General features: G+C 56.7%; 22 protein-coding genes. 2 read left to right on the top strand and 20 right to left on the bottom strand.

Translation table 11 applies throughout. The features are described from left to right. Positions 1-487 precede the first annotated feature (487 nt). The 3 genes from hfq to Q0757_RS02760 are packed head-to-tail and all read right to left on the bottom strand — an operon-like array spanning position 488 to position 2,274. A complete protein-coding gene (gene hfq, locus Q0757_RS02770) occupies positions 488-727 on the bottom strand; it encodes an RNA chaperone Hfq (RefSeq protein ID WP_022792841.1) in 240 nt (79 codons plus the stop codon). A 45-nt stretch (positions 728-772) separates the two neighbouring features. After that, entirely contained in the window at positions 773-1,711 is a 939-nt protein-coding gene (miaA, locus tag Q0757_RS02765) for a tRNA (adenosine(37)-N6)-dimethylallyltransferase MiaA (RefSeq protein WP_298784467.1), read from the bottom strand. Then, positions 1,708-2,274 (bottom strand): class I SAM-dependent methyltransferase, encoded by a 567-nt coding sequence (locus Q0757_RS02760; protein WP_298784519.1) that lies wholly within the window; start codon positions 2,272-2,274, stop codon positions 1,708-1,710. Before Q0757_RS02760 ends, miaA begins: the two co-directional genes overlap by 4 nt. Before the next feature lie 6 nt (positions 2,275-2,280). Between Q0757_RS02760 and Q0757_RS02755 the strand changes: the two genes are divergently transcribed. Next, a complete protein-coding gene (locus Q0757_RS02755) occupies positions 2,281-2,520 on the top strand; it encodes a hypothetical protein (RefSeq protein ID WP_298784521.1) in 240 nt (79 codons plus the stop codon). Here Q0757_RS02755 and mutL read toward each other — a convergent pair. From mutL to rny, 8 genes are all read right to left on the bottom strand, one after another. Continuing rightward, positions 2,513-4,387, bottom strand: a complete 1,875-nt coding sequence (gene mutL, locus Q0757_RS02750; RefSeq protein WP_298784465.1) for a DNA mismatch repair endonuclease MutL — start codon at positions 4,385-4,387, stop codon at positions 2,513-2,515. The two genes, Q0757_RS02755 and mutL, sit on opposite strands and share 8 nt — an antisense overlap. A gap of 3 nt (positions 4,388-4,390) precedes the next feature. Beyond that, positions 4,391-6,976, bottom strand: a complete 2,586-nt coding sequence (gene mutS / locus Q0757_RS02745; protein ID WP_298784463.1) for a DNA mismatch repair protein MutS — start codon at positions 6,974-6,976, stop codon at positions 4,391-4,393. Positions 6,977-7,171: 195 nt separating this feature from the next. Continuing rightward, on the bottom strand, positions 7,172-7,543 hold the full coding sequence (locus Q0757_RS02740; RefSeq protein ID WP_298784461.1) for a RicAFT regulatory complex protein RicA family protein: 372 nt from the start codon (positions 7,541-7,543) through the stop codon (positions 7,172-7,174). A 4-nt stretch (positions 7,544-7,547) separates the two neighbouring features. After that, the gene (gene miaB, locus Q0757_RS02735; protein WP_298784459.1) at positions 7,548-9,131 is read right to left on the bottom strand and encodes a tRNA (N6-isopentenyl adenosine(37)-C2)-methylthiotransferase MiaB; all 1,584 of its coding nucleotides are present in this window, start codon (positions 9,129-9,131) and stop codon (positions 7,548-7,550) included. Between the two features lie 96 nt (positions 9,132-9,227). Continuing rightward, positions 9,228-10,907: an ABC-ATPase domain-containing protein gene (locus tag Q0757_RS02730; RefSeq protein ID WP_298784457.1), complete on the bottom strand. Its 1,680-nt coding sequence runs from the start codon at positions 10,905-10,907 to the stop codon at positions 9,228-9,230. 131 nt (positions 10,908-11,038) lie between these two features. After that, positions 11,039-11,299, bottom strand: coding sequence for a stage V sporulation protein S (locus Q0757_RS02725; RefSeq protein WP_022792833.1), 261 nt, complete (start codon positions 11,297-11,299; stop codon positions 11,039-11,041). A gap of 100 nt (positions 11,300-11,399) precedes the next feature. Next, positions 11,400-12,197 (bottom strand): TIGR00282 family metallophosphoesterase, encoded by a 798-nt coding sequence (locus Q0757_RS02720; protein ID WP_298784453.1) that lies wholly within the window; start codon positions 12,195-12,197, stop codon positions 11,400-11,402. 63 nt (positions 12,198-12,260) lie between these two features. Further along, a complete protein-coding gene (gene rny / locus Q0757_RS02715; protein ID WP_298784450.1) occupies positions 12,261-13,823 on the bottom strand; it encodes a ribonuclease Y in 1,563 nt (520 codons plus the stop codon). A 205-nt stretch (positions 13,824-14,028) separates the two neighbouring features. Here rny and Q0757_RS02710 point away from each other — a divergent pair, with 205 nt between their 5' ends. Further along, the gene (locus Q0757_RS02710; protein WP_298784448.1) at positions 14,029-14,172 is read left to right on the top strand and encodes a hypothetical protein; all 144 of its coding nucleotides are present in this window, start codon (positions 14,029-14,031) and stop codon (positions 14,170-14,172) included. Here the strand turns inward: Q0757_RS02710 and recA are convergent. The 9 genes from recA to Q0757_RS02665 form a co-directional block, all read right to left on the bottom strand. Then, entirely contained in the window at positions 14,169-15,254 is a 1,086-nt protein-coding gene (recA, locus tag Q0757_RS02705) for a recombinase RecA (protein ID WP_298784446.1), read from the bottom strand. The two genes, Q0757_RS02710 and recA, sit on opposite strands and share 4 nt — an antisense overlap. Positions 15,255-15,514: 260 nt before the next feature. Next, entirely contained in the window at positions 15,515-17,122 is a 1,608-nt protein-coding gene (locus Q0757_RS02700) for a DEAD/DEAH box helicase (RefSeq protein WP_298784445.1), read from the bottom strand. Further along, complete coding sequence (locus tag Q0757_RS02695) at positions 17,106-18,359, bottom strand: competence/damage-inducible protein A (protein WP_298784443.1); 1,254 nt, start codon at positions 18,357-18,359, stop codon at positions 17,106-17,108. The genes Q0757_RS02700 and Q0757_RS02695 overlap by 17 nt, the downstream gene beginning before the upstream one ends. Positions 18,360-18,380: 21 nt before the next feature. Further along, the gene (gene pgsA / locus Q0757_RS02690; protein WP_298784441.1) at positions 18,381-18,959 is read right to left on the bottom strand and encodes a CDP-diacylglycerol--glycerol-3-phosphate 3-phosphatidyltransferase; all 579 of its coding nucleotides are present in this window, start codon (positions 18,957-18,959) and stop codon (positions 18,381-18,383) included. A 155-nt stretch (positions 18,960-19,114) separates the two neighbouring features. Then, the gene (locus tag Q0757_RS02685; protein WP_298784439.1) at positions 19,115-20,026 is read right to left on the bottom strand and encodes a RodZ domain-containing protein; all 912 of its coding nucleotides are present in this window, start codon (positions 20,024-20,026) and stop codon (positions 19,115-19,117) included. Positions 20,027-20,050: 24 nt separating this feature from the next. Continuing rightward, positions 20,051-20,824, bottom strand: a complete 774-nt coding sequence (locus Q0757_RS02680) for a DUF3388 domain-containing protein (protein WP_298784437.1) — start codon at positions 20,822-20,824, stop codon at positions 20,051-20,053. A 77-nt stretch (positions 20,825-20,901) separates the two neighbouring features. Further along, positions 20,902-21,627, bottom strand: coding sequence for an elongation factor P 5-aminopentanone reductase (locus Q0757_RS02675; protein WP_298784435.1), 726 nt, complete (start codon positions 21,625-21,627; stop codon positions 20,902-20,904). Further along, positions 21,620-22,915 carry an EF-P 5-aminopentanol modification-associated protein YfmH gene (locus Q0757_RS02670; RefSeq protein WP_298784433.1) on the bottom strand — a complete coding sequence of 432 codons (1,296 nt, stop codon included), beginning with the start codon at positions 22,913-22,915 and terminating at the stop codon, positions 21,620-21,622. Before Q0757_RS02670 ends, Q0757_RS02675 begins: the two co-directional genes overlap by 8 nt. Beyond that, complete coding sequence (locus Q0757_RS02665; protein WP_298784431.1) at positions 22,896-24,170, bottom strand: EF-P 5-aminopentanol modification-associated protein YfmF; 1,275 nt, start codon at positions 24,168-24,170, stop codon at positions 22,896-22,898. The genes Q0757_RS02670 and Q0757_RS02665 overlap by 20 nt, the downstream gene beginning before the upstream one ends. Positions 24,171-24,177: the final 7 nt, after the last annotated feature.

Here is a 24,177-nt window from a genome sequence, read left to right as displayed (position 1 = left end):
CCTGGGCTTCGCCCAGGCCCAACATCAATTGGAAGATATGTTTCAACGGCAGGGTTAACTTCAAGGCTGGAAGAGGAGAGCCGTTTACACAAAATTATTGACGGTCCCCGCAAATTATATGAACTTGTGTGTAGGTTTAATTAAAACTTATTTAGAAATCCTATTTCTTTATATGCAATGCTGATCCAAGATTTATTCAGCAGCGGAATATACTTATGAAGATATAAATCCGGTTCATGTTCATTGGTTCCAATACTTTCTTTTAAACATTGTTCTATAATAAATATTTTTTATACTTAGAAGCCATTTTCTCTGCGCAAATTATGTGTACATTTTTCTCCACGACCAGTCCTCTTTTCTTTATTTTTCAAAAGTACGATTACACTTATTCATTGATTTAACATACTATAAACTAATAAAAAAAGCCCGCCCCTGTCTCCACAGGAACGGGCGGTCTCGGGAGCTTTCTTTTGAGGGAAGCTCTTTTTTATTCCTCGCTCTCGCTTTCGGTCTGCAGGGAGACGGTCCGCTGCGGGACGAAGGTGCTGATGGCGTGCTTGTAGACGAGCTGCTGCTTGCCGTCGCTGTCAAGGACGACGGTGAAGTTGTCAAAGGCTTTGATCAGGCCGCGCAGCTGAAAGCCGTTCGTCAGAAAGACGGTCACCTGAATTTTTTCCTTGCGTACGACGTTCAAAAACTGATCCTGGATATTGACTGATTGTTTCATGATTGAATCTCCTTCCACTGCGGGGCTTAGTAAGTGATTTATGTATTAGCGATGCTCGCGCTCGAACTGCCGCAGAATCGAAGCAAACGCTTCGTCGGCGAACGGCCGGGAGCGATCGGTAATATCATACCAGTGTGCGTCCTCTTTGTTGCGGAACCAGGTGAGCTGCCGCTTGGCGTATCTCCTCGAGTTGCGCTTCATCCGCTCGGCGACCCAGTCGGCGCTTTCATCCCCGCGGAAATACGGGAACCATTCCTTGTAGCCGATCGCCTGGGCGGCCTGTACTTCCTCGCCGAAGCGTTCGTACAGCCAGCGCGCTTCGTGTTCGAGGCCGCCTTCCATCATGCGGTCGACCCGGCGCTCGATCCGCTCATACAAATACGGACGGTTCATTGTTAATCCTATCATGAATGAGGCGTAGGGCGAATGCTTTTTTTGCATTTTTTTGGATAAAGTTGGTCCTTCTTCCGAGGTTTCAAGAATTTCTAGCGCCCGCACGACCTTGCGTACGTTGTTCGGGTGAATCGCGGCCGCTCGCTCCGGGTCCCGGCGCTCCAGGTTCGCATGCAGCGCCTCGCTTCCGTACTGGTGCGCGTACAGCTCCCACTTCTCGCGCACGTCCTCCTGCTTCTTCGCATCATAAAACGAATAGTCGTGCAGCAGTGCCCGGATGTACATGCCAGTGCCGCCGACAATAATCGGAAGCTTGCCTTCCCCGTGCAGCCGCTCGATGATCGGCTCGGCCTTTGCCTTAAAGTCCGCCGCTGAATACGGCATGTCCGGCGACAGCATGTCCACAAGGTGGTGCGGGGCCTCGCGACGTTCCCCCGGCGTCGGCTTGGCCGTGCCAATGGTGAGCCCTTCATACACCTGCATTGAGTCGCCGCTGATGATTTCGCCGTTGTATTTATGGGCCAGCTCAATTCCGAGCCTTGTTTTGCCGACCGCTGTCGGGCCGACGACGGCGAGTACCGGTTGCTTCACGTGTGTGCCTCCTTCCATCCGTACCGGACCACGGCACTCCGCCGCCCGGCCGGGATTAACTGATACTGCTTAAAATGCGGGCTGTGCGCATGGTCCTTGACGACTATCCGGCGCCGGGCCACCCGCAGCGCCTCCCCGATCCACATGTCCGAAAGCGGGTCGGTCGCCGCCACCGGACGGAGCCGGTCAATCGCCGGGCTTGTGTCCACCGCTTCGGCAAACATCGGATCCAGGTACACGACATCCACGGAGCTGTCCGGCAGCATGCGCATCAACTGGAAGCTGTCGCCCCGGACAACGGTGATCCGCTGCATTGCGTCCGTAAACCAGCCGGGATAGTCCCCCGGAAGCCGGAGCCCTTTGCGGACGAGCGACGCCACCACCAGCTGTTTTTCGATGCCGAGCACTGTGCCGGTTTTCCCCGTGCCGAGGGCAAGCATGATGCTGTCGGCGCCGAAGCCGAGCGTCGCATCGAGCACGGTATCGCCCTCCCGAACGTCGGCCGCCTCCAGCAGCGGGTCGCTCCCGCCGCGGTGAACCTGCAGGCCGCGCAGCCACGCCATCGACGGATGGAACGCAAGCGGCTCGGCGGCTTCCGTCTCTGGATGGTATGTATCGCCGCCTGCGGCCACAATGTAGATGTCCTCCTGCGTCTCCCGCTGCCAGCGCTGGATCGACCGCTTCTCCCGCGGCACGTACGGCGCGTTCCACGCCCGCGCCTTTGCTTCGGCTTCCGCAAGGACAGCCGGGTCCGGCTTTTTGGCGGTGGTAATAATCACGGCGCTCTCCCCTTCTATACAGCTACATGATACGCTTGAACATTTTTTCCATGTCATAGTCGGAAAAGTGAATGATGATCGGGCGGCCGTGCGGGCACGTGTACGGGCTCTCGCACGTGCGCAGCCGGTCGACGAGCGCCTGGATTTCATCCTTCGTCAGGTAGCGGTTCGCCTTGATGGCCGCCTTGCACGACATCAGAATCGCCGCCTCCTCGCGGAGCTCATGCACGCTGATGCGTTTGTTGTTTTTCACTTCTTCGATGCATTCGCGGATGACGCTTTCTTCGTCGCCGGCCGGAAACCAGGTCGGATGCGCGTGCACCCGGAACGTCTGGCCGCCGAACGGCTCGAGGAAAATCCCGATGTTCTCAAAATCGCTCTGACGGTCGTTGATGAGGATTTCTTCTTCTTTGGTCACCTCGAGCAGAATCGGCACGAGCAGCTGCTGCACGTTCTTGTCCACGTCGCCAATTTTGACGCGGAAGTATTCGTAAAAAATACGCTCCTGCGCGGCGTGCTGGTCGATCATGTAGAGCGCGTCCTCGTTTTCCGCGAGAATATACGTGCCGTGAAACTGGCCGATCGGGCGCAGCTCCGGCAGCTCCGGGCCGGTGCTTTCCGTCGCCGGCGTTTCAGGCTCGTGCTGCGGCGTCTCCTGCTCTTCGGGCCACGTTTCCGTATGCTCAAACACCGTTTCAGCTTCCGGCTCCCTGGCCGGGGCGTCGTCGCTGAACGACGCCTCGTGGGCAGAGGCGTGCGACGCTGGGGACGGTTCCGGCTCACTCGGAGTAGGCGGTTCCTCCCGCCGGGGCTCGGCCGCCGGCTTTGGCGCCGGTTCGGTAAAGGCCAGGTTCATCTGTTCGGACGCGGGCGCCGATTTGGCCCGTTTCTGGTCGCCGGCCGGAATGAGCCGCTCCTGCTGGAGCCGCTCCCGCACCGCCTGTTCGACGAGATGCAGCAGCTCCTCCTCCTTGCTTACGCGCACGTCGAGCTTGGACGGGTGCACGTTCACGTCAATCAGCCCGACATTCATTTCAACATGAAGCGCCGCGATCGGGTGCTTGCCGATCGGAAGCAGCGTATGGTAGCCCGCTTCGATTGCTTTTGTGAGCGGGTAGTGCCGGATGTAGCGGTGGTTTACAAACGTCGACATGTACTGGCGCGAGGCGCGGTACGTCTCGGGCTTCGCGATCCAGCCGCTCACCCGGTAGTCGTCGGTCTCCGCCTCGATGTACAGCATGTCGCGCGCCGTCTGCCGGCCGTAAATGGCCGCGAGCACCGGCTGCAGGCTGCCGTTCCCGTTCGTGAGCAGCAGTTGCTTGCCGTGATGGTAAAGCCGGAAGCTGACGTCCGGGTGCGCGAGCGCCTGCCGGTTCATCACGTCTGCGACGTTTGCCACCTCGGTGTTCATCGTGCGCACGTATTTAAGCCGGGCGGGCGTGTTAAAAAACAGGTCGCGCACCTCCACCTGGGTGCCCTGCCGGCTTTTGGAAGGCGTACAGGCGATGCGTTTGCCGCCCTGATAGCGGATCAGCACTCCGGCCTCACGTCCGTCCCCGGTTTCCATCGTGACGTTCGAGACGGCCGCGATGCTCGGGAGCGCTTCGCCCCGGAAGCCGAGCGTTTCAATCTGGAACAGGTCCTTTTCCCGGGACAGCTTGCTGGTGGCGTGGCGTTCAAAGGCAAGCTCCGCGTCCTCCTGGTCCATGCCGCGGCCGTTGTCGGTCACCCGGATGAGCGACAGCCCGCCCTCCTCGACGTCCACCTGGATGGTCGTGGCGCTGGCGTCAATCGCATTTTCCACCAGCTCCTTCACGACCGACGCGGGGCGTTCCACGACTTCCCCGGCCGCAATTTTATTGGCGAGGCCGTCCGGGAGTTTTTTTACATACGTCACCGCTTATTCCTCCTCCTGGTTCGCGTACTGCTGAAGCTGGTACAGCTTTTCAATCGCATCCATCGGGCTCATGCGGAGCACGTCGGTCCGCTTCAGCTCGCTCATGATTTCCTTGGCCCGGGCGCTGCCGTCATCGATCGAAAAGAGCGCGAGCTGCTCGGGCTCTTCCGCCTCCCGGACCGTCGTTTCCGGTGCGGGTTCTTCGGGTGCTGCGTAGGCAGCGGTTTTCTGCTGCTCAAAGCTTTTTAGAATCGTTTCGGAGCGCTCAATCACCTGCGGCGGCAGCCCGGCGAGCTTGGCCACGTATATGCCGTAGCTGCGGTCGGCTTTGCCCGGCTCCACCTTGTGCAGGAAGATGATTTCCCCGTCCTCCTCCACCGCCCGCACATGCACGTTCCGAAGCGCCGGCAGGTGGTCCTCCATCACGGTCAGCTCGTGGTAGTGCGTGGAGAAAAGCGTTTTGGCCCCGATATTGGCATGAATGTATTCCATGATCGCCTGCGCGAGCGCCATGCCATCGTACGTGGACGTGCCGCGCCCGATTTCGTCAAGCAGGATCAGGCTGTCGGCGCTCGCATTCAGGAGCGCCTGCTGGGTTTCCTTCATTTCGACCATGAACGTGCTCTGGCCGCTCGTTAAGTCGTCGGCCGCCCCGATGCGGGTGAAAATCCGGTCAAACAGCGGCAGCTCCGCCTCCTCGGCGGGCACGAAGCAGCCAATCTGCGCCATAATCGCAATCAGCGCCACCTGGCGCATCACCGTGCTTTTTCCGGCCATGTTCGGTCCCGTAATCAACAGCATCCCGTGCTCATCCATATGGGTGTCGTTGGCCACAAATTCGCCGGCAGTGAGCATCGTCTCCACCACCGGATGACGGCCGCCGCGGACGGCAAGCGTTTTATCCGTGCTGAAGGCCGGGCGCACGTAGCCGAGCCGTTCGCTCACATGGGCAAAGTTCTGAAGCACGTCCATCTCACTCAAAAGATCCGCAAGCTCCTGGAGCGGACGCACGTAGCCCGCGACGCGTTCGCGCAGGTCGAGAAACAGCTCGTACTCGAGCTGGACGGCGCGGTCCGCCGAGCCGAGAATCAGATCCTCCTTTTCCTTCAGCTCCGGCGTGATGTAGCGCTCGGCGTTTGTGAGCGTCTGCTTGCGCTCGTAGCGGCCGTCCGGAATCAGGTGGGTGTTGGCGCGTGTAATTTCAATATAGTAGCCGAACACCCGGTTGTAGCCGACCTTGAGCGACTTGATGCCGGTCTCGGCCCGTTCCTTCTGTTCAAGCTCCGCGATCCACTGCTTGCCGTTCTGGCCCGCTTCGCGGTACTGGTCAAGCTCCTCGTGAAAGCCGGAGCGGAACATGCCGCCCTCCTGAATGCCAAACGGCGGGTCCTCCACCAGGCTCCGATCGAGCAGCTCCTCAAGCTCCTGAAAGGCGGATACGTCCACGAGGCGCTCGTTGATGGCCGGATTGTTCATCCCTTCGAGCAGGTCGGCAATTGCCGGCACCGCCTGCAGCGTCCGCCGCAGCTGCACAAGCTCACGGGCGTTAATGTTGCCGTAGACGGCTTTGCCGGCGAGCCGTTCAATGTCGTACACGTCGCGCAGATGCTCGCGCAGGTCCTCGCGGGCAAAGAAGTTTTCCGCAAACGAAGCCACCATGCCGTAGCGCTCTTCGATCGCCGGTCGGGAAAGCAGCGGCTCCTCGATCCAGCGACGCAGCTTGCGACCCCCCATCGCGGTCACCGTCTGGTCGAGCACGCCGAGAAGCGAGCCGTCCTTCGTTTTGCCCATCATCGTCTCCGTCAGCTCCAGGTTGCGCCGTGAATGAATGTCGAGCTGCATCGTCCGGTTCGGCTCGTACACCGTAAACGGCTGCAGGTGGCCGAGCGAGCGCTGCTGGGTACGTTCCACGTAGCTCAAAAGAAGCGCCGCCCCGTCCCGGAGCGTGCCGCTTTCAAGGGCGCCGGTGAGCTCCTCCCATTCCGGCTTCAGCTCCGGCACCGGTCCGGTCGAAATCATGCCGCGGTAAATGTCGGCCATCACGCCCTCCTGCTCCTCGGGCACGACGATTTCCTTCGGGTGCGCGGTTGTCATTTCACGCTGCCATTCGCCGACGTCATCGGACAGAAGCGCCGCAGCCGTCTCCCCGGTGGTGAGATCCGCTTTGACAAACGCCGTTTCCGTTCCGTTTGGCATCATTGCCACAAGGAAGTTGTTTTCCGTCTCATCCAGGGCACGCCCTTCCATGATCGTCCCCGGGGTGATCATGCGCACCACCTCGCGCTTTACGACCCCCTTCGCCTTGGCCGGGTCCTCCACCTGCTCGCAGATGGCAATCTTGTACCCTTTTTCGATCAGCGTTGCAATATACCCTTCGGCGGAGTGATACGGCACCCCGCACATCGGGATATCGTTTTCGTTTTTCTGGCCGCGTTTGGTGAGCGTAATTTCGAGCTCGCGGGCGGCAAGCTCCGCATCGTCAAAGAACATTTCGTAAAAGTCGCCGAGCCGGTAAAACAAAAAGGCGTCCGTGTAGGCCGCTTTAATGTCCTTATACTGCTTCATCATCGGTGTATCTGTCTCTGGCATCAAAAAGCCTCCGTTATGTTTGTTTCACTGCGTTATTATTGTACATCGTTCCGTCTGCTTCTCCAACGGGAAGCGTTCTGCGGTAGTCCCTCATATTATATCACTGTTTAAAGAGAAACTAAATTACAGTATGTGAAATTTATAATAGCCCAAAAAGCAGAAAACCGCCTCCCGTTATACGGAAAGCGGTTCTTTTTATGAGCTGCTGTTGTCCTTGTCTTCCGTCTCCCAGATCGAGGCAGTGATCTGGTCGCTGATCAGCTGCAGAATGTAGTTGACCTCGGTCTGGCTCTGGCGGAACTGCCCGACGATCGGAATGTTTTCAATCTCTTCGTGCAGGTCGTTGATCTGTGCTTCCACCTGGCGTTTGGCTTCCGTTTTTTCGTAGTGCTGGAAGTTGACCGCCTGCTTCTGCTTGTCCTTGATTTCCTGGATGAGGTTCTGGATCCGCACGTTGTCGTTAATCTGCGTCTCCGCGCGGATGAAAAAGTCCACTTCCTCGGTTTCCTTCAGCCGTTCGGCGAGGCGCCCGGCTTCCTGCATTACTTCTTCCTTCGTGTAGGCCATCTGCTTACACCTCCGCGAATTCCACAACATGGCCGTCGAGTGACCACGTTTTGGCTTCGTCAATTTGGACGTAGATGACTTCGCCGATAACGTCCTTCGGCGCCCGGAAGTTCACGAGCTTGTTTGTGCGCGTCCGTCCGGAGAGCACGTCGGCGTTTTTGCGGCTCTCGCCCTCGACGAGCACCTCAAGCACCTGGCCTTCGAGCTCTTTGTTGCGGCGGTTCGAAATGTCGCCCATGAGCGCATTCAGGCGGGCAAGCCGCTCTTTTTTCACGTCCATCGGCACGTTGTCCTCCATCTTTGCCGCCGGCGTATGCTCGCGCGGGGAGTAGATGTAGGTGAACGCGCTGTCGTAGTCCATCTCACGCATCAGGGACATCGTGTCTTCAAACTGCTCCTCCGTTTCGTTCGGGAAGCCGACGATAATGTCAGTCGTAAACGACGCGTGCGGAATCGCTGTCTTGATTTTACCGGCAAGCTCGACGTATTCCTCGCGCGTGTATTTCCGCCCCATCAGCTTGAGCATGTCGCTGTTGCCGGACTGCACCGGCAGGTGGATATGCTCGACGAGGTTGCCGCCCTGCGCGAGCACCTCAATCAGGTAGTCGTCAAAGTCGCGCGGGTGGCTTGTGGTAAAGCGGATGCGCGGAATGTCGATTTTATGCAGCTCGTTCATGAGCTCGCCGAGCCCGTAGTCGAGCCCGAGGTCCTTGCCGTAGGCGTTCACGTTCTGCCCGAGCAGCGTGATTTCCTTATAGCCCTGGCGCGCAATGTCTCGTACCTCGGCGATAATGTCCTCTGGCAGGCGGCTCCGCTCCTTGCCGCGCGTGTACGGCACGATGCAGTACGTGCAGAACTTGTCACAGCCGTACATGATGTTGACCCACGCCTGCGTGCCGCCGGCGCGTTTTTTCGGCATGTTTTCGATCACATCGCCTTCCTTCGACCAGACCTCAATCACCATTTCCTTGCCCTGGATGGCGTCGCGGAGAAGCTCCGGCAGGCGGTGGATGTTGTGCGTGCCGAAAATCATGTCGATGTGATGGTGCTTTTGCATGATGCGGTTCACAACGTTTTCCTCCTGCGACATACAGCCGCATACGCCGAGCATCAGCTCCGGCTTTTCGCGCTTGAGCGCCTTCAGGTGACCGATCTCACCGAACACTTTGTTTTCCGCGTTTTCGCGGATGGCACACGTGTTCAAAAAGATGAGGTCCGCCTCTTCGGTGTCCTTCGTTTCGGCAAAGCCCATCTCCTCGAGGATGCCGGCCATATTTTCGGTATCGTGGTAGTTCATCTGGCAGCCGTACGTGCGGATCAGGTACTTTTTGCCGTAGCCGATGCCGCGCATGTCCTCGGGTATGTCAAAGTCATAGTGCACCGACGCGTCCTGCTTCGTCCGCTTGCGCCCTGCTTTATGGTCGGGCTGGTCGTTGATGACGATCGACCGGCCGCCGATTTTCATGTATTGTTTGCCGTCCTCGTTGCTTTCTACTTCGGCTTTGGAAAAATCAAAGTATTTTTCGTATGCCGGATCGACCGCCGGAGTCGTTTGTTCAGACGTATCCGTTTGCTTTTTATCAGTCACGGTGGTCTCTCCCTTCTCTATAGGTACGGGCGGACGTGCCGCCCGCGATTTTTATCGTCGCTTCATATTATAAGCCGAAAGCCGGCAAAACTCAAATCACCGTTCGACGCGGAGCGGACGGTAGCGGTTGATGGCCGCTGCGATTTCAAACCGGCGCGGACGCGCAAAATCCCCCGGGTGCTGGTTTTTAAACGGCGACAGGCCGTCGAGCGACTGCTTCTCGATCGTCTGCTCGATATAATCAAGCACCTCCGGAAGCGGCGCCGGCTGCTGAAACTGCCTGCTCGCGTGCCGGATCGCTTCGGCAATCGCGTTCGTCTGGCTGCCGGTAATCAGCTGCTCGACCGCGCTCAGGTCGATGGTTTCCGTTCCGTACATCACCGTATCGCGGCCCTTGCCGCTCACCTTTTCCTTTTTGCCTTTACGGGCGTCAAAGCGGTGGACCGCAATGCTCCGGCCCGTTAAGGCCCCGAACGCTTCCCCGGCTTCCTTTGCCCGGTTCGTTGGATGCTCGCCGGCAATACGGCGCGCTTCTCCGGTCACATCATACGGAACGTACTCTTCAAGCATGATAACATAATCCGCCACGTCAAAATAATCTCCTGCTCCGCCGACGACGAGAATCGTGGAAATGCCTTCGTCATCATAGAGGGCGCGCACTTTATCAATAAACGGCGTGATCGGCTCCTTGCGCTTGGCCACAAGCGCCTGCATGCGGGCGTCACGGATCATAAAATTGGTCGCACTCGTGTCTTCATCGATCAACAGCGTCCCGGCGCCCGCCTCGAGACCCTCCATAATGTTCGCCGCCTGCGACGTGCTGCCGCTCGCGTTTTCGGTCGTAAAAAAGGAGGTGTCCTTGTCGGCCGGCAGGTTCGCGATAAACGGGCTGATGTTGACCCCGGTGACCGAGCGGCCGTCCTCGGCACGGACCTTCACAGCACTCGGATCGGCAATCACGAATTCACGGCCGTCGCCGGCGCGGTGGTTGTATACGCCGCGCTCAATGGCTTCAAGCAGCGTGCTTTTGCCGTGGTAGCCGCCGCCGACAATGATCGTCACGCCCTTTGGCACCGCCATGCCGGTAACCGGTCCGCCGTGCGGAAGCTCAATCGTCACTTCGCGCTCCTTCGGCGACTGAAACGAAATGACCTCCTTGCCGCTCATCGGGCGGTTGCTGACGCCGCTTGCGCGCGGGAGCACCGAGCCATTGGCCACAAACGCGATGCAGCCGTTGTCCTGCAGGTAGCGGCGCACCGCCTGCTGCTGGTCGGCAAGCTCGAGCTGGTCGGTCAGCTTCTGCCTGGAGTACTGCTGCACGGCGTGCTGAATCGCCTCCGGCAGCTGTTTGGTGAGCCGCTCAATCGCCTCCTGGCCCTGGATCGTACGGCCTCTCGCCGGCAGGTGAATCGACAGCCGGACCTCAAGGTGATTCTTCGAAAGCTTCACCGCCGTCCGGTCAATCATTTCCTGGCCGGGTCCGTCGATAATAATACCGGGCTTTCCCTTCTGCTTATTCAGCTCCTGCTGCACGGCAAGCGCGAAAAAGTCGATGGCCGCCACCCGGCGCGCGTCGCTTTCCTCGACCTCCGGGCCAAGCTCAAGCGCCTTTCTCGAAAGCGTCACCCGCGCACGGGACGGACTTGCGAACGGGTCGGCCTGCACGTGGTCCATGTGCAGCTGAAAATCCGAAAACTCGTGCGTGCCCTTAATATCGTTGTAGGCTTTGTAGCCTTTTCGGTCGATGCGTTTTAGCGTTTGAATCAGTTGTTTCATTGGTATGCTCCTTTCAATTGTCTGCCGGCATACAAAAAGACGCCGCATGGACGCCTTGCTGTACCACCGGCCGGTGATATGTATAGAATTGCCGGCAGCGCCTGGGCGCCGCCGGATGCGGCGGAAGACGTTTACCTCGGCTCAATAATCAATTTTATCGCCGTTCGTTCTTCGCCGTCAATTTCAATATCGGTAAAAGCGGGAATGCAGACCAGGTCGATGCCGCTCGGCGCCACAAATCCCCTGGCAATGGCTATTGCCTTGATGGACTGATTGATCGCGCCGGCCCCGATCGCCTGGATTTCTGCGGCTCCTTTTTCACGAATAACTCCGGCTAAGGCACCTGCGACAGAATTTGGAGTAGATTTAGCGGATACTTTTAATACTTCCATTTCTAGTACCTCCCTGCGTAGGATCAATGGTAACGCCATTGTATTAGGCATAATTCATGAAAGAAGGGACATATTCCTGCTTTTTGCTCAATATTCTTTTTTATTCGAAGAATGGGTGGGCTTCGTCAATGCGGATACGTTCAATCGTTGTCGCTTTTCCGGTTTTCGGATCCGCTTTCACAACAACTCCATTTAACTGTTCCCGCCCCTCGGCCACTTCAAACTTGGTGGGCAGATTCGTCTGAAACTTTCGTATGATCGCTTCGCGCTCCATGCCGAGAATACCGTCGCTCGGGCCGGTCATGCCCGCGTCGCATAAAAAGGCGGTCCCGCCGTCGAGGATCCGGTCGTCGGCAGTCTGCACATGGGTGTGGGTACCGACAACGGCGCTCACCCGGCCGCTTAAAAACCAGCCCATCGCCTGTTTTTCGCTTGTCGTTTCCGCGTGAAAGTCCACGAAAATAAAGTTTGTGCGTGCCGAAGCCTCCGTGACAAGCTCATCGGCCTTCTGGAACGGATCGTCGTTCGGATTGCCCATAAACGTCCGCCCGATCAGGTTAATGACTGCCACCTCCTGGTCATTGATGCGCAGGTATTTGATCCCTTCCCCGGGCACGCCCGCCGGATAGTTGGCCGGCCGGATCATCATTTTGGCCTCGTCAATGAATTCGAAAATATTTTTGTTATCCCACGTATGGTTGCCCATCGTAATCACCTGCGCTCCTGCCTGGAGCAGCTGCTTGTAAATCTTTTCGGTGATGCCTTTACCGTGGGCGGCGTTTTCGCCGTTCATGATCGTGACCGTCGGCTGGTACCTGCGCTTCAGGCGCGGCAGGTACTCCTCCACCATGTTCCGTCCCGGGGATCCGACGATGTCGCCGATAAATAAAAATTTCATGTCTGTGACTTCCTTTCTTCGCGTGTGGGCGCATAAAAAAATAAAGCGGTGGCGTTCACCGCTTTATTTCGCATAATCTACTGCCCGGGTCTCCCGTATCACCGTTACGCGGATATGGCCCGGATAATCCAATTCACTTTCAATCCGTTTTGTGATGTCCCTTGCCAGCTGCGGTGCCAGCTGATCGTCCACCACATCCGGCTTCACCATAATCCGCACCTCGCGTCCGGCCTGAATGGCGAAGGTTTTTTCGACCCCTTTGAAGGATTCCGAAATTTCTTCGAGCCGTTCCAGGCGGCGGATGTACGTTTCAAGCGTTTCCCTGCGTGCTCCCGGCCGTGCCGCGGACAGCGCGTCTGCGGCAGCGACGAGGGAAGCAATCACGGAGGTTGCTTCGGTATCCCCGTGGTGGGAAGCAATACTGTTGACGACGACCTCGTGCTCTTTGTATTTCCTGCCAAGCTCGACGCCGATTTCCACGTGGCTTCCTTCGACTTCATGGTCGATGGCCTTCCCGAGGTCATGAAGCAGTCCGGCGCGGCGGGCCAGCTGTTCGTCTTCCCCGAGTTCGGCAGCCATCAGCGCGGTCAAATGCGCTACTTCCATCGAGTGCTTCAGCACGTTCTGGCCGTAGCTTGTCCGGAAGTGAAGGCGTCCGAGAATCTTCATGAGATCCGGATGCAGCCCGTGGATGCCCATTTCAAACGTGGCTTCTTCGCCGTATTCGCGGATGAACTCATCCACTTCCCGGCGTGCTTTTTCGACCATTTCCTCGATACGTGCCGGATGAATGCGGCCGTCCTGCACGAGGCGTTCAAGCGCAATGCGCGCCACCTCGCGGCGGATCGGATCGAAGCCGGAGAGAATGACGGCTTCCGGGGTATCATCGATGATAAGATCAATACCGGTTAACGTTTCAAGCGCCCGGATGTTGCGTCCTTCACGGCCGATGATCCGCCCCTTCATTTCATCGTTTGGCAGGTTCACCACAGACACCGTCGTTTCGGCGACATGGTCGGCAGCGCAGCGCTGCAGGGCCAGGGATAAAATATTCTTCGCTTTTTTGTTGGCTTCTTGTTTGGCCTCTTCTGTGCGTTCCTTGATCAGAAGCGCCGTTTCGTGTTCCATTTCCTGTTCGGTTTCGCGGCGGATCAGCTCTCTTGCATCCTCCCGCGACATGCCGGAAACACGTTCAAGTTCCTCCTGTTGTCTGGCGAGAATCTCCTCCACTTTGCTGTTATTTTCCTCAACCTGTTGTTGTTTTTCGTAGAGAGACTCCTCTCTGCGCTCCAAGGATTCTTCCTTTTTGTCCAACGTCTCACTTTTACGGTCAAGGGTCTCTTCCTTCTGCATCAAGCGGTTTTCTTGTTTTTGAACTTCATTTCTTCGTTCATTCAGAGTATTCTCTGCTTCTGCCCGAATTTGATGTGCTTCGTCTTTAGCTTCCAACCGCGATTCTTTTAAGATTGTCTCTGCCTGCCGCTCAGCTTCTTTCACAATCTGGCCGGCTTCGTGCTCGGCGCTTTTGAATTTCGCTTCGGCAATCGCTTTTCGGACAAAATATCCAATCAAACCAACTATCAATGCACCGATAACAAGCAAAATGGAGATGATTGCAGTGTTCATACATGTCACCTCCTCTTGCTATCTGATTGTTCACTTTCGGTTGTTGCGAAAGTTGCATTGATGATTCTTTTTCGTGTCCGCATTGTTCTGCTTGCGAATTAATACGCTCATCGAAGTGCGGAACAAAACAAACGTTCCACTTCTTTATTGTATCTTTACCGCCGGGCGCTGTCAAGAAAGCTCACCGGCAGGAATCCCTGTTTTTATGGGGATTGACACCGTTTTCTTTTCTCCCGGGTCCCGGCGTTCTCTGCCCGCCCGGCAGGAGTTCCGTGCCCTGCTGCTTTCCCCGGACCTATTTCTGCACGAAAAAAGGCGCCGGAATTCCGGCGCCTCGGCAGTGCTTTAACGATTCGTATCTGCTGTTTCTTCCTCTTCGGCAAGCAGCCCGGATTCCGCCGGAGCTTCCGGCTCCTCCTCCGGCTCTTCCGGTTCGGACTGGATGTCGTCGAGCTTGTAGTGGTCGCGGATTTTCCGTTCAATGGCCGCGGCCGTTGCTTCATTTTCCTTCAGGAACTGCTTCGAGTTTTCCCGTCCCTGTCCAAGACGTTCGCCTTCGTAGGAGTACCATGCGCCGCTTTTAAGCACGATATCGAGTTCTGCGCCGATATCAAGAATGGAGCCCTCGCGCGAAATGCCTTCCCCGTACATGATATCCACTTCCGCCTGACGGAACGGCGGTGCTACTTTGTTTTTCACTACTTTGATTCTCGTTTTGTTACCGACCATTTCGTTGCCCTGTTTGAGTGTTTCCGCCCGGCGCACTTCAAGACGCACCGAGGAGTAGAATTTCAGCGCACGGCCGCCGGGAGTCGTTTCCGGGCTGCCAAACATGACGCCGACCTTCTCACGGATCTGGTTGATGAACATGGCGATCGAGTTCGATTTGCTGATCGCCCCGGACAGCTTCCGCAGGGCCTGGGACATCAGGCGAGCCTGCAGGCCGACGTGGCTGTCGCCCATTTCGCCTTCAATCTCCGCCTTCGGCACGAGAGCTGCCACGGAGTCAATGACAAGAATATCGATCGCACCGCTTCGTACAAGCGCTTCGGCGATTTCAAGCGCCTGTTCGCCCGTGTCCGGCTGGGAAAGAATCAGGTCATCAATGTTGACGCCAAGCGCCCGGGCATAGCTTGGATCCAGCGCGTGCTCCGCGTCGATAAAGGCTGCCGTGCCCCCGTCGCGCTGGGCCGCGGCAATGGCGTGCAGGGCCACGGTCGTTTTACCGGAGGATTCCGGACCGTAAATTTCCACAACACGTCCGCGCGGATAGCCGCCGACCCCGAGGGCAATATCTACGGCCAGGGCGCCGGTGGAAATGGTGGAAATGCGGCGGTCAGTCTGATCGCCTAGCTTCATGATCGATCCTTTGCCAAACTGTTTTTCGATGCGGCTCAGTGCTTGATCCAATGCGGCTTTTCTTTCGTTCATCTTATCTCTCCTTCAAGGATATATACTATTAAACAGATACTCTCTTCCCCACGAAGAGCGTATCCATACATGCCTGCTGTTATTCAGGAAGCGTTCCCGCTGTTTTCCTGCTTTCTACATTATATCTTTTTTTGTTCGATTTGCCAACAGATATGCGAACATTTATTCGTGTTTTTTCCATACCCCCGAAACCTCCTGCCGCTGACAGGCTGACGGTAAAAAAACTCTTCAGCGGCGGCTGCCGCTGAAGAGCGAACGGATTACTGGGACTGGCGCTGCGTGTTCCGGTTCGGACGGGCCGGACGGGGCTTCGCCGGCTCGAGGTTCACGCGCGTGCCGTTAATGCGTGCGTGCCGGAGGGCTTCGTACACAAACGGCGCGCTGTCCTGCGGTACTTCCACAAAGGTAAATTTATCAAAAATATCAATCTTGCCGATCGACTTGCCGGGAATGCCGACAGCGTTTGAAATTTCCTCGATCAGTATTTTCGGCGTCATGTTCACATTGCGGCCGACATTGATAAAGAATCTAGTCATACCGCGGGCGCCGCCGGTTTCGCCGAAGCTGTAGCTTTCGTCCGATTCGCCGACCGTAGAGGCGAAGTTCAGCTTCATCAGCGCACGGACCACATCCTTCGGATCGTACTCAGTGAGAAGCTCATCGGTGATGTCATTAAACAGCCCGAGCTCGGACTCCTCTTCCATCTGCGAGGCGATCTGGCGCTTCCACGCCTCCTGCTGCTTTTCCACTACTTCTTCAATGGTTGGCACCCGGTGCGACGGGATGTACATTTTGATTTCCGACTCGATCGAACGAAGGTGCTTCATTTCGCGAGGCGTGACAAGCGTCAATGCTTCGCCCTTGCGTCCGGCCCTGCCTGTCCGGCCGATACGGTGCACGTAGCTTTCCGGATCCTGAGGAATGTCGTAGTTAATCACGTGGGTGACGTTCTGGACGTCAATGCCGCGGGCGGCAACGTCTGTCGCCACGAGAAATTCAATCGATGCGTCCCGGAATTTTTTCATGACGGCGTCGCGGTGCTGCTGGGTCAGATCCCCGTGCAGCCCGTCTGCGAGGTAGCCCCGCGCCTGCAGAATTTCCGTCAGATCTGCCACGCCTTTTTTCGTCCGGCAGAAAATAATACCGAGGTCCGGGTCACGCGCGTCCAGAATCCGGCAGAGCGAATCCTGCTTGTTGCGCTCGAGCACCTTAAAGTAGGACTGCTCAATGTTTGGTGCCGTCACTTCACTTTTGTTGATGGATACTGTGACTGGATCCACCATGTATTTTTTCGACAGCTTGCGGATGGCCGGCGGCATTGTCGCCGAGAACAGCAGCGTCTGCCGGTCGACGTTCACCTGTTTTAAAATCGCTTCAATATCTTCCACAAAGCCCATGTCGAGCATTTCGTCCGCTTCGTCGAGCACGACGGTATTTACCTTGTCGAGCTGCAGCGTTTTACGGCGCAGGTGATCCTGCACCCGTCCTGGCGTACCGATGACAATCTGCACGCCCTGCTTGAGCGCTTTAATCTGATGGCCGATCGACTGGCCGCCGTAAATTGGCAGCGAACGGATGTTTAAATGCTTGGAGAGCTTCTGGATTTCCGCTGATACCTGAATCGCAAGCTCACGGGTCGGAGTAATGATAATCGACTGCACGTGCGGCTCCTCGGTTACTTTATTTAAAATCGGAATGCCAAACGCCGCCGTTTTACCGGTACCGGTCTGTGCCTGTCCGATCAGATCCTTCTGTTCAAGGGCGTCGGGAATTGCCTTTTCCTGTACCGGGGACGGCTCTTCAAAGCCCATCTCCCGTACAGCCTGCTTAATTTCGTCCTTCATTTGAAAATCATTGAATGTTGTCATTTTCTACCACCTTTTCTTTCCATAACAATCGGCACCCTTCATATAAAGCCATAAAGCGGACACGATCCCTGGTGCCGGCGATGTGAATTTGTTTTGAGATCGTTCCGTGCGGTCCGGAAACTCCGATCCAGACGAGTCCGGGTTCTTTGCCCTCATCGCGGTCCGGCCCGGCGACACCGGTAAAGGAAATACCGACGTCGGTGCTGAATTTCTCTTTTACCTTTTCGGCCATCGCTTCTGCGCAGGCTGCGCTCACAGCGCCCTCCTCGTCAAGCAGCGGCCGGTCAATGCCGAGAATGTGCTCTTTGGCTGCTTTGGAATACGTCGTGACCGACCCCTGGAATACGCTTGATGCACCCGGGATGTCCACGATGGATTTTGCGAACCAGCCGCCGGTCAGGCTTTCTGCCGAAGCGATCGTCTGTGAGCGCTCTTTTAACACATCCACCGTATGGTTAAAGACCGAATCGTCATCATAGCCGTAAAAATGCTCCCCGACTCGGCCGAGCACCTGCTCCTCGACGCCGGCAATCATCTGCACCGCTTCATCCTCAGTTGCGGCAGCTGCCGTCAGCCGGAGCGTGACTTCGCCGTCGCCTGCCAGAGGAGCGATGGTCGGATTCGTCTGGGCTTCAATCAAATCCTGCAGCTCCTCTTCAAGCGAGGATTCCCCGATGCCGTAAAAACGGAGCACCCGGGACGAAACGAGCCTGCTGCTTCCGGCAAGCGCCGCCACGTAAGGCTCGACGTCATACTTGTACATGGATTTCATTTCCCGGGGCGGCCCCGGGATTAAAATGTAATGTGTGCCGTTTTCTTCAACAGCCATCCCGCAGGCCATGCCGTTCTGGTTAATAAACACCGTGCTGTTTTCAGCGTAGTGCGCCTGGCGCATATTGGACGCCGGCATCGAACGGCCCGTCCGGTCGTAGTAGTCCCTGATTTTTTGCGCTGACGCTTCGTGCACGAGCAGCCTGCGGCCGGTAAAATCAGCCACCACATCCTTGGTAATATCATCCTGCGTCGGGCCGAGACCGCCGGTCAGGATAACGATATCCGCCCGTTCGGAGGCTTCCCCGACAGCTTCGTGCATCCGGGCTTCATTATCCCCCACCACGGTGTGGCGGAAGACATTCACCCCGAGGGAAGCTAATTCCTTCGATAAATACTGGCCGTTCGTGTTGGCAATCTGTCCCAACAGAAGCTCTGTTCCTACTGCAATAATTTCTGCGTTCATTACACGTTCCTCCGATACTGCTTACATCGTCTTCATAATCACGGCGCGGTTTTTCCAGAAATAATCGACGCCGGATACGATCGTTAAAATAACAGCGATCCACATGAGCACGTCACCTGCCGGAAAGCCGGCATAGGAAAATGGAAAGTGATGAAGCAAGAGCACCACGATAGCAACCATTTGGAATGTGGTTTTCCATTTCCCGAGTCCGCTTGCCGCGATAACGTTTCCTTCCCCGGCCGCGACCAGCCGGATGCCGGTAACCGCAAACTCGCGGCTTAAAATAATAATTGCCATCCAGGACGCAAGCATGGAAATGTCAATCAGCACAAGCAGTGCCGCCGTGACGAGCAGCTTGTCTGCGAGCGGGTCCAGAAACTTGCCGAACGTGGTCACCAGGCTGTACTTTCTTGCAATGTAGCCATCGAGCCAGTCGGAGCCGGCCGCGATCGCAAAGATGACCGCACCGATGAAATGATGCACCGGCAGCTCGGCGTCTCCAACCGGCCAGGAGCCAAACGGAAAAGGCACCAATACGGCGATCACGAATAACGGAATCATCAACACACGGGCAATTGTAATTTTATTGGGTAAGTTCATCTGCGTCCTCCTACTTGCAAATCGTGCCATTCCGTCCACATTCCAGTCTTTCATATTGTATCACATATCTTTTTTTCTCATGGAACAAAACGCACAATTTGTTTATGGCAAAGCAAAGCCTCCGTTCTGAAAAAATTCAGAAGCGAAGGCCGGATTTATTCTTCTGGCACTGCCGTAAATGTAATAATCTGGTGGGTGCCATCTGACGGATAGGTGAATTCCCGCCCGTTGACGGTAAGCTCCATGTTGTTCGTGTTGCCGACATTGACGGTGATTTCTTCCTCCTCGTATGTTTCTTCGAGCTCGTCGCCCTCCGACTGACTCGGAAACATATCGAGCATCTCGCCGTCGACATCCGTTACATCCACGTAGGAGCTGCCGCTGAAGCTCATCACAAGCTCAAACGCTTCCGCCCCGATGACATCATAGGACGCGTTGTCCCCTTCCGAGGAGGTTTCCTCCAGCTGGACATCGGCGTCGGCGGGGTCCTCTTCTTCAGTGCTTTCCTCTTCTCCCCCGCCGGATCCCGTGTTATTATCCGGGGAGTTGTCGGCGCTCTCCTCCGAAGCTCCGCCGCCTTCTTCCTCCGGCGACCCGGATTCAAACTGGACACCGGTGCCTTCATCGCTCTGCTGCTCGGTCTGTGTATCGCTGCTTACATTTTGAAACAACAGCCAGATGCCTGCCCCAATGATAAGAAGAAAAATAAGCGCAAAAATAAAGGGCAGGAAGGATGTTTTTTTCTTTTTCTGCTGCGGCCGCCCCTGCTGGCTTCTGCTTCGTGTCTGCTTTCTGGACGCCCGCGACGGCATCTCTGCCGGCTGCTGCCTGGGTTCCGGCAGTTCATGGCCATACTGCCGGAACACGTCCTCAGCGTCAAGGCCGAGCGCTTCAGCGTAGCTGCGGATGAACGCCCGGGCATAAAACGCCCCCGGCAGCGCCCCGTAATCACCGCTTTCAATTGCCTGCAAATACCTTCGTTGAATTTTTGTGCGCTGCTGCATCAGCTCGAGGCTTGCTCCCTGGCGCTCACGTTCACCGCGAAGGTACGGTCCTAACTCTGCCATAACGGCTCACCTGCCTCTTTCACGTTAACTAATATCAAAGGATGAAAACCCGGAATCCACCGTATCGTACGAAATCACCTGGCTTTCATCATTTCTGAGCTCAATCATGCAGTCAAAATCTTCCGCCGTATATGACGTTTCACGGATGAAAATATCCGGATGCTCCACAACCTTGACCGCAGGCAGCCGCATGATCTCCTCCACCAGGTCGCGATGCTTCCGTGCCGCGCGCATTGTCGTGACAATGCCGTCGATAATGAACACATGGCTGTTCGTCCGCTCATCGTCACCAAGCTGGGTGCGCATCGTCTGACGCAGAAGCGTCGATGATACAAACGTCCAGCGCTTATTGGCGCATACGCTTGCGGCCACCAGGGATTCAGTCTTCCCGACCCGCGGCATTCCCCGGATACCGACAAGGTAGTGACGGTCCTTTTTAAACAGCTCGGCCATAAAATCAACCAGAAGCCCGAGGTCCGGACGAACAAAGCGGAACGTTTTCCGGTCATCGGCATCGCGCTCAATGTAGCGGCCGTGGCGGACAGCGAGCCTCTCGCGCAGGCCCGGCTGTTTGACCTTCCGCACGGAAATGATCTGTATCGTATCAAGGATGGCACGCAGCCGCTGGATGCGGTCATAGCTGTCACAGCGCAGAAGCAGCCCCCGGCGGTTGCCCTCCACCCCGTTGATGGTCACAATATTGATTGCAAGCATGCCGAGCAGCGAAGAAATGTCCCCGAGCAGGCCGGGGCGGTTTTGATGAATTTCGTACTCCACGTACCATTCGTTGCCAGCCATCAGACGTCCCCCTCTTTGTCTCTACTGCTTTTATTGTACGTCATTTTTTCCCATTTGAACAGAAGACACACCGGGTTTCACGACGGAAATAAACCGTCAACGCGGAGCACTTCCCCGTGCACATAAGCGGCATCCGGCGAGCATAAAAACGCAACTGCGCCGGCTACTTCCTCGGGCGTACCGATCCGTCCGAGCGATACCTGCCCGGCAACGTCCTGCCGTTCCTCCTCCGACAGATGGCCGAGCATTGGAGAGGCAACCGCCCCCGGGGCCACGGCGTTTACGCGCACGCCGGACGGGCCGGTTTCTTTGGCGAGCGACCGGGTAAAGGCTTCAATCATGCCTTTGGCCGCTGCATAGGTCGATTCCATCGCCGCCCCCTCCCGGGCCCAGACGGAGCTTACAAAAATGATTGTCCCGCGCCGGGCGGCGAGCATGTCCACAAGGAGCGCGCGGCTGATGGCAAGGGCACTCATCGCATTTGTCTGAATAATGGCATTTCGGTGCGCGTAGGTGGTTTCCTGAAACAGTATGTATTCCTCCATGCCCGCAGCATGAATATATGTATCAATATTTTTTGGCAGCCGGGACACAAACGCCTCCTGGCCTGCCTCGGTGGCAAGATCGCCGTAGACTGTTTCTGCCTGCTGCCCGTGCTGGCGGCAGCGCTCTGCAGTCTGTTCCGCTTTTTCATGTCCCCTGCAGTAATGAAGCAGAAGCGGGCGGCCGGAGGCAGCGAGCCGTTCGGCTGCTGCTCCTCCAATCGCTCCGCTTGCTCCGGTCACCAGCGTCCACTCAGGCATCTGCTTCAGCCTTCTGGTCGATAATGGATGTCGTCCGGTTGTCGATGCGGAATTCACTCTGCAGCAGGTTGGAAATATCGTCAAACGTCACCTGCTGCATAATCTCCACCGCGTCCATCACCGAAGCGCCGTGAAACGCGTAGCGGGTGCCTTCGGTGGCGAGAAATTCGGTGGAATTCAGCTGTTTGACGAGCTGGCCGAGCAGCTTTTTGCGCATCCGCTCAAAGCGCCGTTCGTCCATGCCTTCGGTCTGGGCGTGTTCGATAATGTCCAGAATCCGGGCCTCAGTTTCTTCCGGCTTCGGCGTGTTGCCGCCAAACGCCGCGAGTGAAAACGAACGCTCAATCATTGCCTCGCTCGAAAAGCTGTCATCGATCAGTCCTTCGGAGTACAGCGTTTCATACGCCTCCGAGCCTTCCCCGAACAGCGTTTCAAGCAGCAGCTCGAGCCGTGCTTCCTGATACAGCAGGTTGTCCGTTTCGCTGTGCAGCGACAGCTTGTAGCCGAGAAGCACCTTCGGCAGGCGGATGCTCATCCTTTCGACCGCTTTGGAATGAAGCGCCGTCGCCGGCTCATCCACTTCTATACGCTCCACGTGGTCCATCGGCGCAAATTCTTTTTCCGCCTGGTTACTGCGCACGAGCTCGAAAATCTCCTGCGGTTCCACCGCGCCGGCCACGTACAAAATCATGTTGGACGGGTGGTAAAACGTATGATAGCACGTATACAGATCATCCTTCGTGATCCGGTTAATGGACTCGGCGGTGCCGGCAATGTCGATCCGGGCGGGATGACGGTGATACAGGTTGCCGAGCAGCTGGAAAAACAGCCGCCAGTCCGCATCATCGTCGTACATGCTGATTTCCTGGCCAATAATGCCCTTTTCTTTTTCCACGCTTTCCTCGGTGAAATACGGGTGCTGCACAAAGTCGAGCAGCGTATGCAGATTCACCGTGGTGTCATCGGTGCTTGAAAACAGATACGCCGTGCGCGTGAAGGACGTGAACGCGTTCGCTGAAGCTCCCTGTTTGCCGAACGTATCGAATACGTCGCCCTCTTCGTCTTCAAACATTTTGTGCTCCAGAAAGTGAGCGATGCCGTCCGGCACCTCCACACTCTGATGCTGGCCGATCGGCACGAAGGCATTGTCGATGGAGCCGTAGTCGGTCGTAAAGGTGGCAAACGTTTTACTGAATCCCTGCTTTGGAAGCACGTACACGCGGAGGCCGTTTGGCATCACTTCGGAGTAGACGGTTTCCTGCAGCTGATCATACTGTTGCTTCTGCATCTTTATCCTCCTTTCCGTGTAGGAAAAATACGGTATCAAGTACGATCGAATTTGCGCATGCAAGCACGTCGTCCGCGCTCACCTGCTCAATTTCTTCGATCCATGTTTCAATCGGACGTACGCGGCCGGCCATTTTTCCCTGAAAATGCAGGGCTGCCAGCCCGCCCGGGGCGTCGGTGGTCTCACGGATCTGGTTGATGAGCATACCCTTCGTCTGGGCCAGCAGTTCGTCTGAAACGGGCTCCTGCTGCAGCGCCTGCAGCTGATCGCCGATCACTTCTTTTACCTGCTCGTACTGCTCCTTTTCAATGCCGGTCATCACCATGACCAGCCCCTTCTGGCTTTCGTAGCGGGAGGCGGCGTAATACGCGAGGCTCCGTTTTTCACGCACCTCCTGAAACAGCTTCGAATGCGGAAAGCCGCCGAACAGGCCGTTTGTTACCTGCATCGCGGCAAACTGCGGATCGTCCTGCGTAATCGTCGTCCGGTAGCCGAGCTGCAGCTTGCCCTGGTGGATGTCATCGGACTCTTCCACGTAGCGGACACGCGGCGGACGTTCTGCCCCGTCTTTGACCGGCGGCAGGGAGCTGCGTTCCGGAAATGGGCCTGTGACCGGCTCCAGGTCGTACGACTGCACATCGCCGACCACGTAGACGTCAATCGCGTCTTCAGCCAGAAACTGCTCGTACACGTCGTAGAGCTTCTGCTCGTCAAGCGCCTCCATCTGGTGGGCGTCACCGAGCGGATGCACCGAGTACGCTTCGGCGCTGCACATTTCCTGCACGAGACGCATGTTGGCGTAGCGGTCCTTCTCGTCGTAAATCGTATTGATTTTCTGCAGCAGCGTCCGCTTTTCCTCTTCGACGATTTTCGGGTTAAACGCGCGGTTCTCTGCAAGCGGCGCGTGCACCATTTCTGCTAGAAAGGCGGTCGCTTCGGCAAACAGGTCCTCCTGCGCCGGCAGAAACTGCTCGTTTACAAACTCCATGCGAAAGCTCATCACATGGTAATTGCCGCGCTTGCCGACATCCACGCTGAACGACGCGCCGTACAGGTCGTCGAGCTTTTCTTTTATATGGGACTGCGACGGATAGCGCAGGCTCCCCTTTTTCAGCACTCTGGCCAACAGTGCCCGGCCTGCTGCGGTATGTTCGGACAGCGGGGCGCGGCACTGCATAATGACGGCCGTTGTTTTAAACTGCTTCGTTTGAAATAAATGCACCGGAATATTGGTGTTCGTCGTCACTGGCTGCATCAAAATC

The sequence above is a fragment of the uncultured Marinococcus sp. genome (assembly GCF_947493875.1).
Classification (GTDB): domain Bacteria; phylum Bacillota; class Bacilli; order Bacillales; family Marinococcaceae; genus Marinococcus.
This window is presented reverse-complemented; position numbering and strand designations above follow the sequence as displayed.

Coding starts and splice junctions, on each gene's coding strand:
- Q0757_RS02670 (WP_298784433.1), bottom strand. CDS start 22,915: ATGCAGAAGCAACAGTATGATCAGCTGCAGGAAACCGTCTACTCCGAA.
- Q0757_RS02740 (WP_298784461.1), bottom strand. CDS start 7,543: ATGGCCTACACGAAGGAAGAAGTAATGCAGGAAGCCGGGCGCCTCGCC.
- Q0757_RS02665 (WP_298784431.1), bottom strand. CDS start 24,170: ATGCAGCCAGTGACGACGAACACCAATATTCCGGTGCATTTATTTCAA.
- Q0757_RS02675 (WP_298784435.1), bottom strand. CDS start 21,627: ATGCCTGAGTGGACGCTGGTGACCGGAGCAAGCGGAGCGATTGGAGGA.
- Q0757_RS02730 (WP_298784457.1), bottom strand. CDS start 10,907: ATGAAACAACTGATTCAAACGCTAAAACGCATCGACCGAAAAGGCTAC.
- Q0757_RS02685 (WP_298784439.1), bottom strand. CDS start 20,026: ATGGCAGAGTTAGGACCGTACCTTCGCGGTGAACGTGAGCGCCAGGGA.
- Q0757_RS02725 (WP_022792833.1), bottom strand. CDS start 11,299: ATGGAAGTATTAAAAGTATCCGCTAAATCTACTCCAAATTCTGTCGCA.
- Q0757_RS02760 (WP_298784519.1), bottom strand. CDS start 2,274: ATGGCGTGGCTGCGCGGCCTGCAGGTTCACCGCGGCGGGAGCGACCCG.
- pgsA (WP_298784441.1), bottom strand. CDS start 18,959: ATGAACTTACCCAATAAAATTACAATTGCCCGTGTGTTGATGATTCCG.
- Q0757_RS02720 (WP_298784453.1), bottom strand. CDS start 12,197: ATGAAATTTTTATTTATCGGCGACATCGTCGGATCCCCGGGACGGAAC.
- Q0757_RS02680 (WP_298784437.1), bottom strand. CDS start 20,824: ATGGCTGGCAACGAATGGTACGTGGAGTACGAAATTCATCAAAACCGC.
- Q0757_RS02710 (WP_298784448.1), top strand. CDS start 14,029: ATGGGGATTGACACCGTTTTCTTTTCTCCCGGGTCCCGGCGTTCTCTG.
- Q0757_RS02755 (WP_298784521.1), top strand. CDS start 2,281: ATGGAACGCAAGCGGCTCGGCGGCTTCCGTCTCTGGATGGTATGTATC.
- Q0757_RS02700 (WP_298784445.1), bottom strand. CDS start 17,122: ATGACAACATTCAATGATTTTCAAATGAAGGACGAAATTAAGCAGGCT.
- Q0757_RS02695 (WP_298784443.1), bottom strand. CDS start 18,359: ATGAACGCAGAAATTATTGCAGTAGGAACAGAGCTTCTGTTGGGACAG.
- mutS (WP_298784463.1), bottom strand. CDS start 6,976: ATGCCAGAGACAGATACACCGATGATGAAGCAGTATAAGGACATTAAA.
- rny (WP_298784450.1), bottom strand. CDS start 13,823: ATGAACACTGCAATCATCTCCATTTTGCTTGTTATCGGTGCATTGATA.
- hfq (WP_022792841.1), bottom strand. CDS start 727: ATGAAACAATCAGTCAATATCCAGGATCAGTTTTTGAACGTCGTACGC.
- recA (WP_298784446.1), bottom strand. CDS start 15,254: ATGAACGAAAGAAAAGCCGCATTGGATCAAGCACTGAGCCGCATCGAA.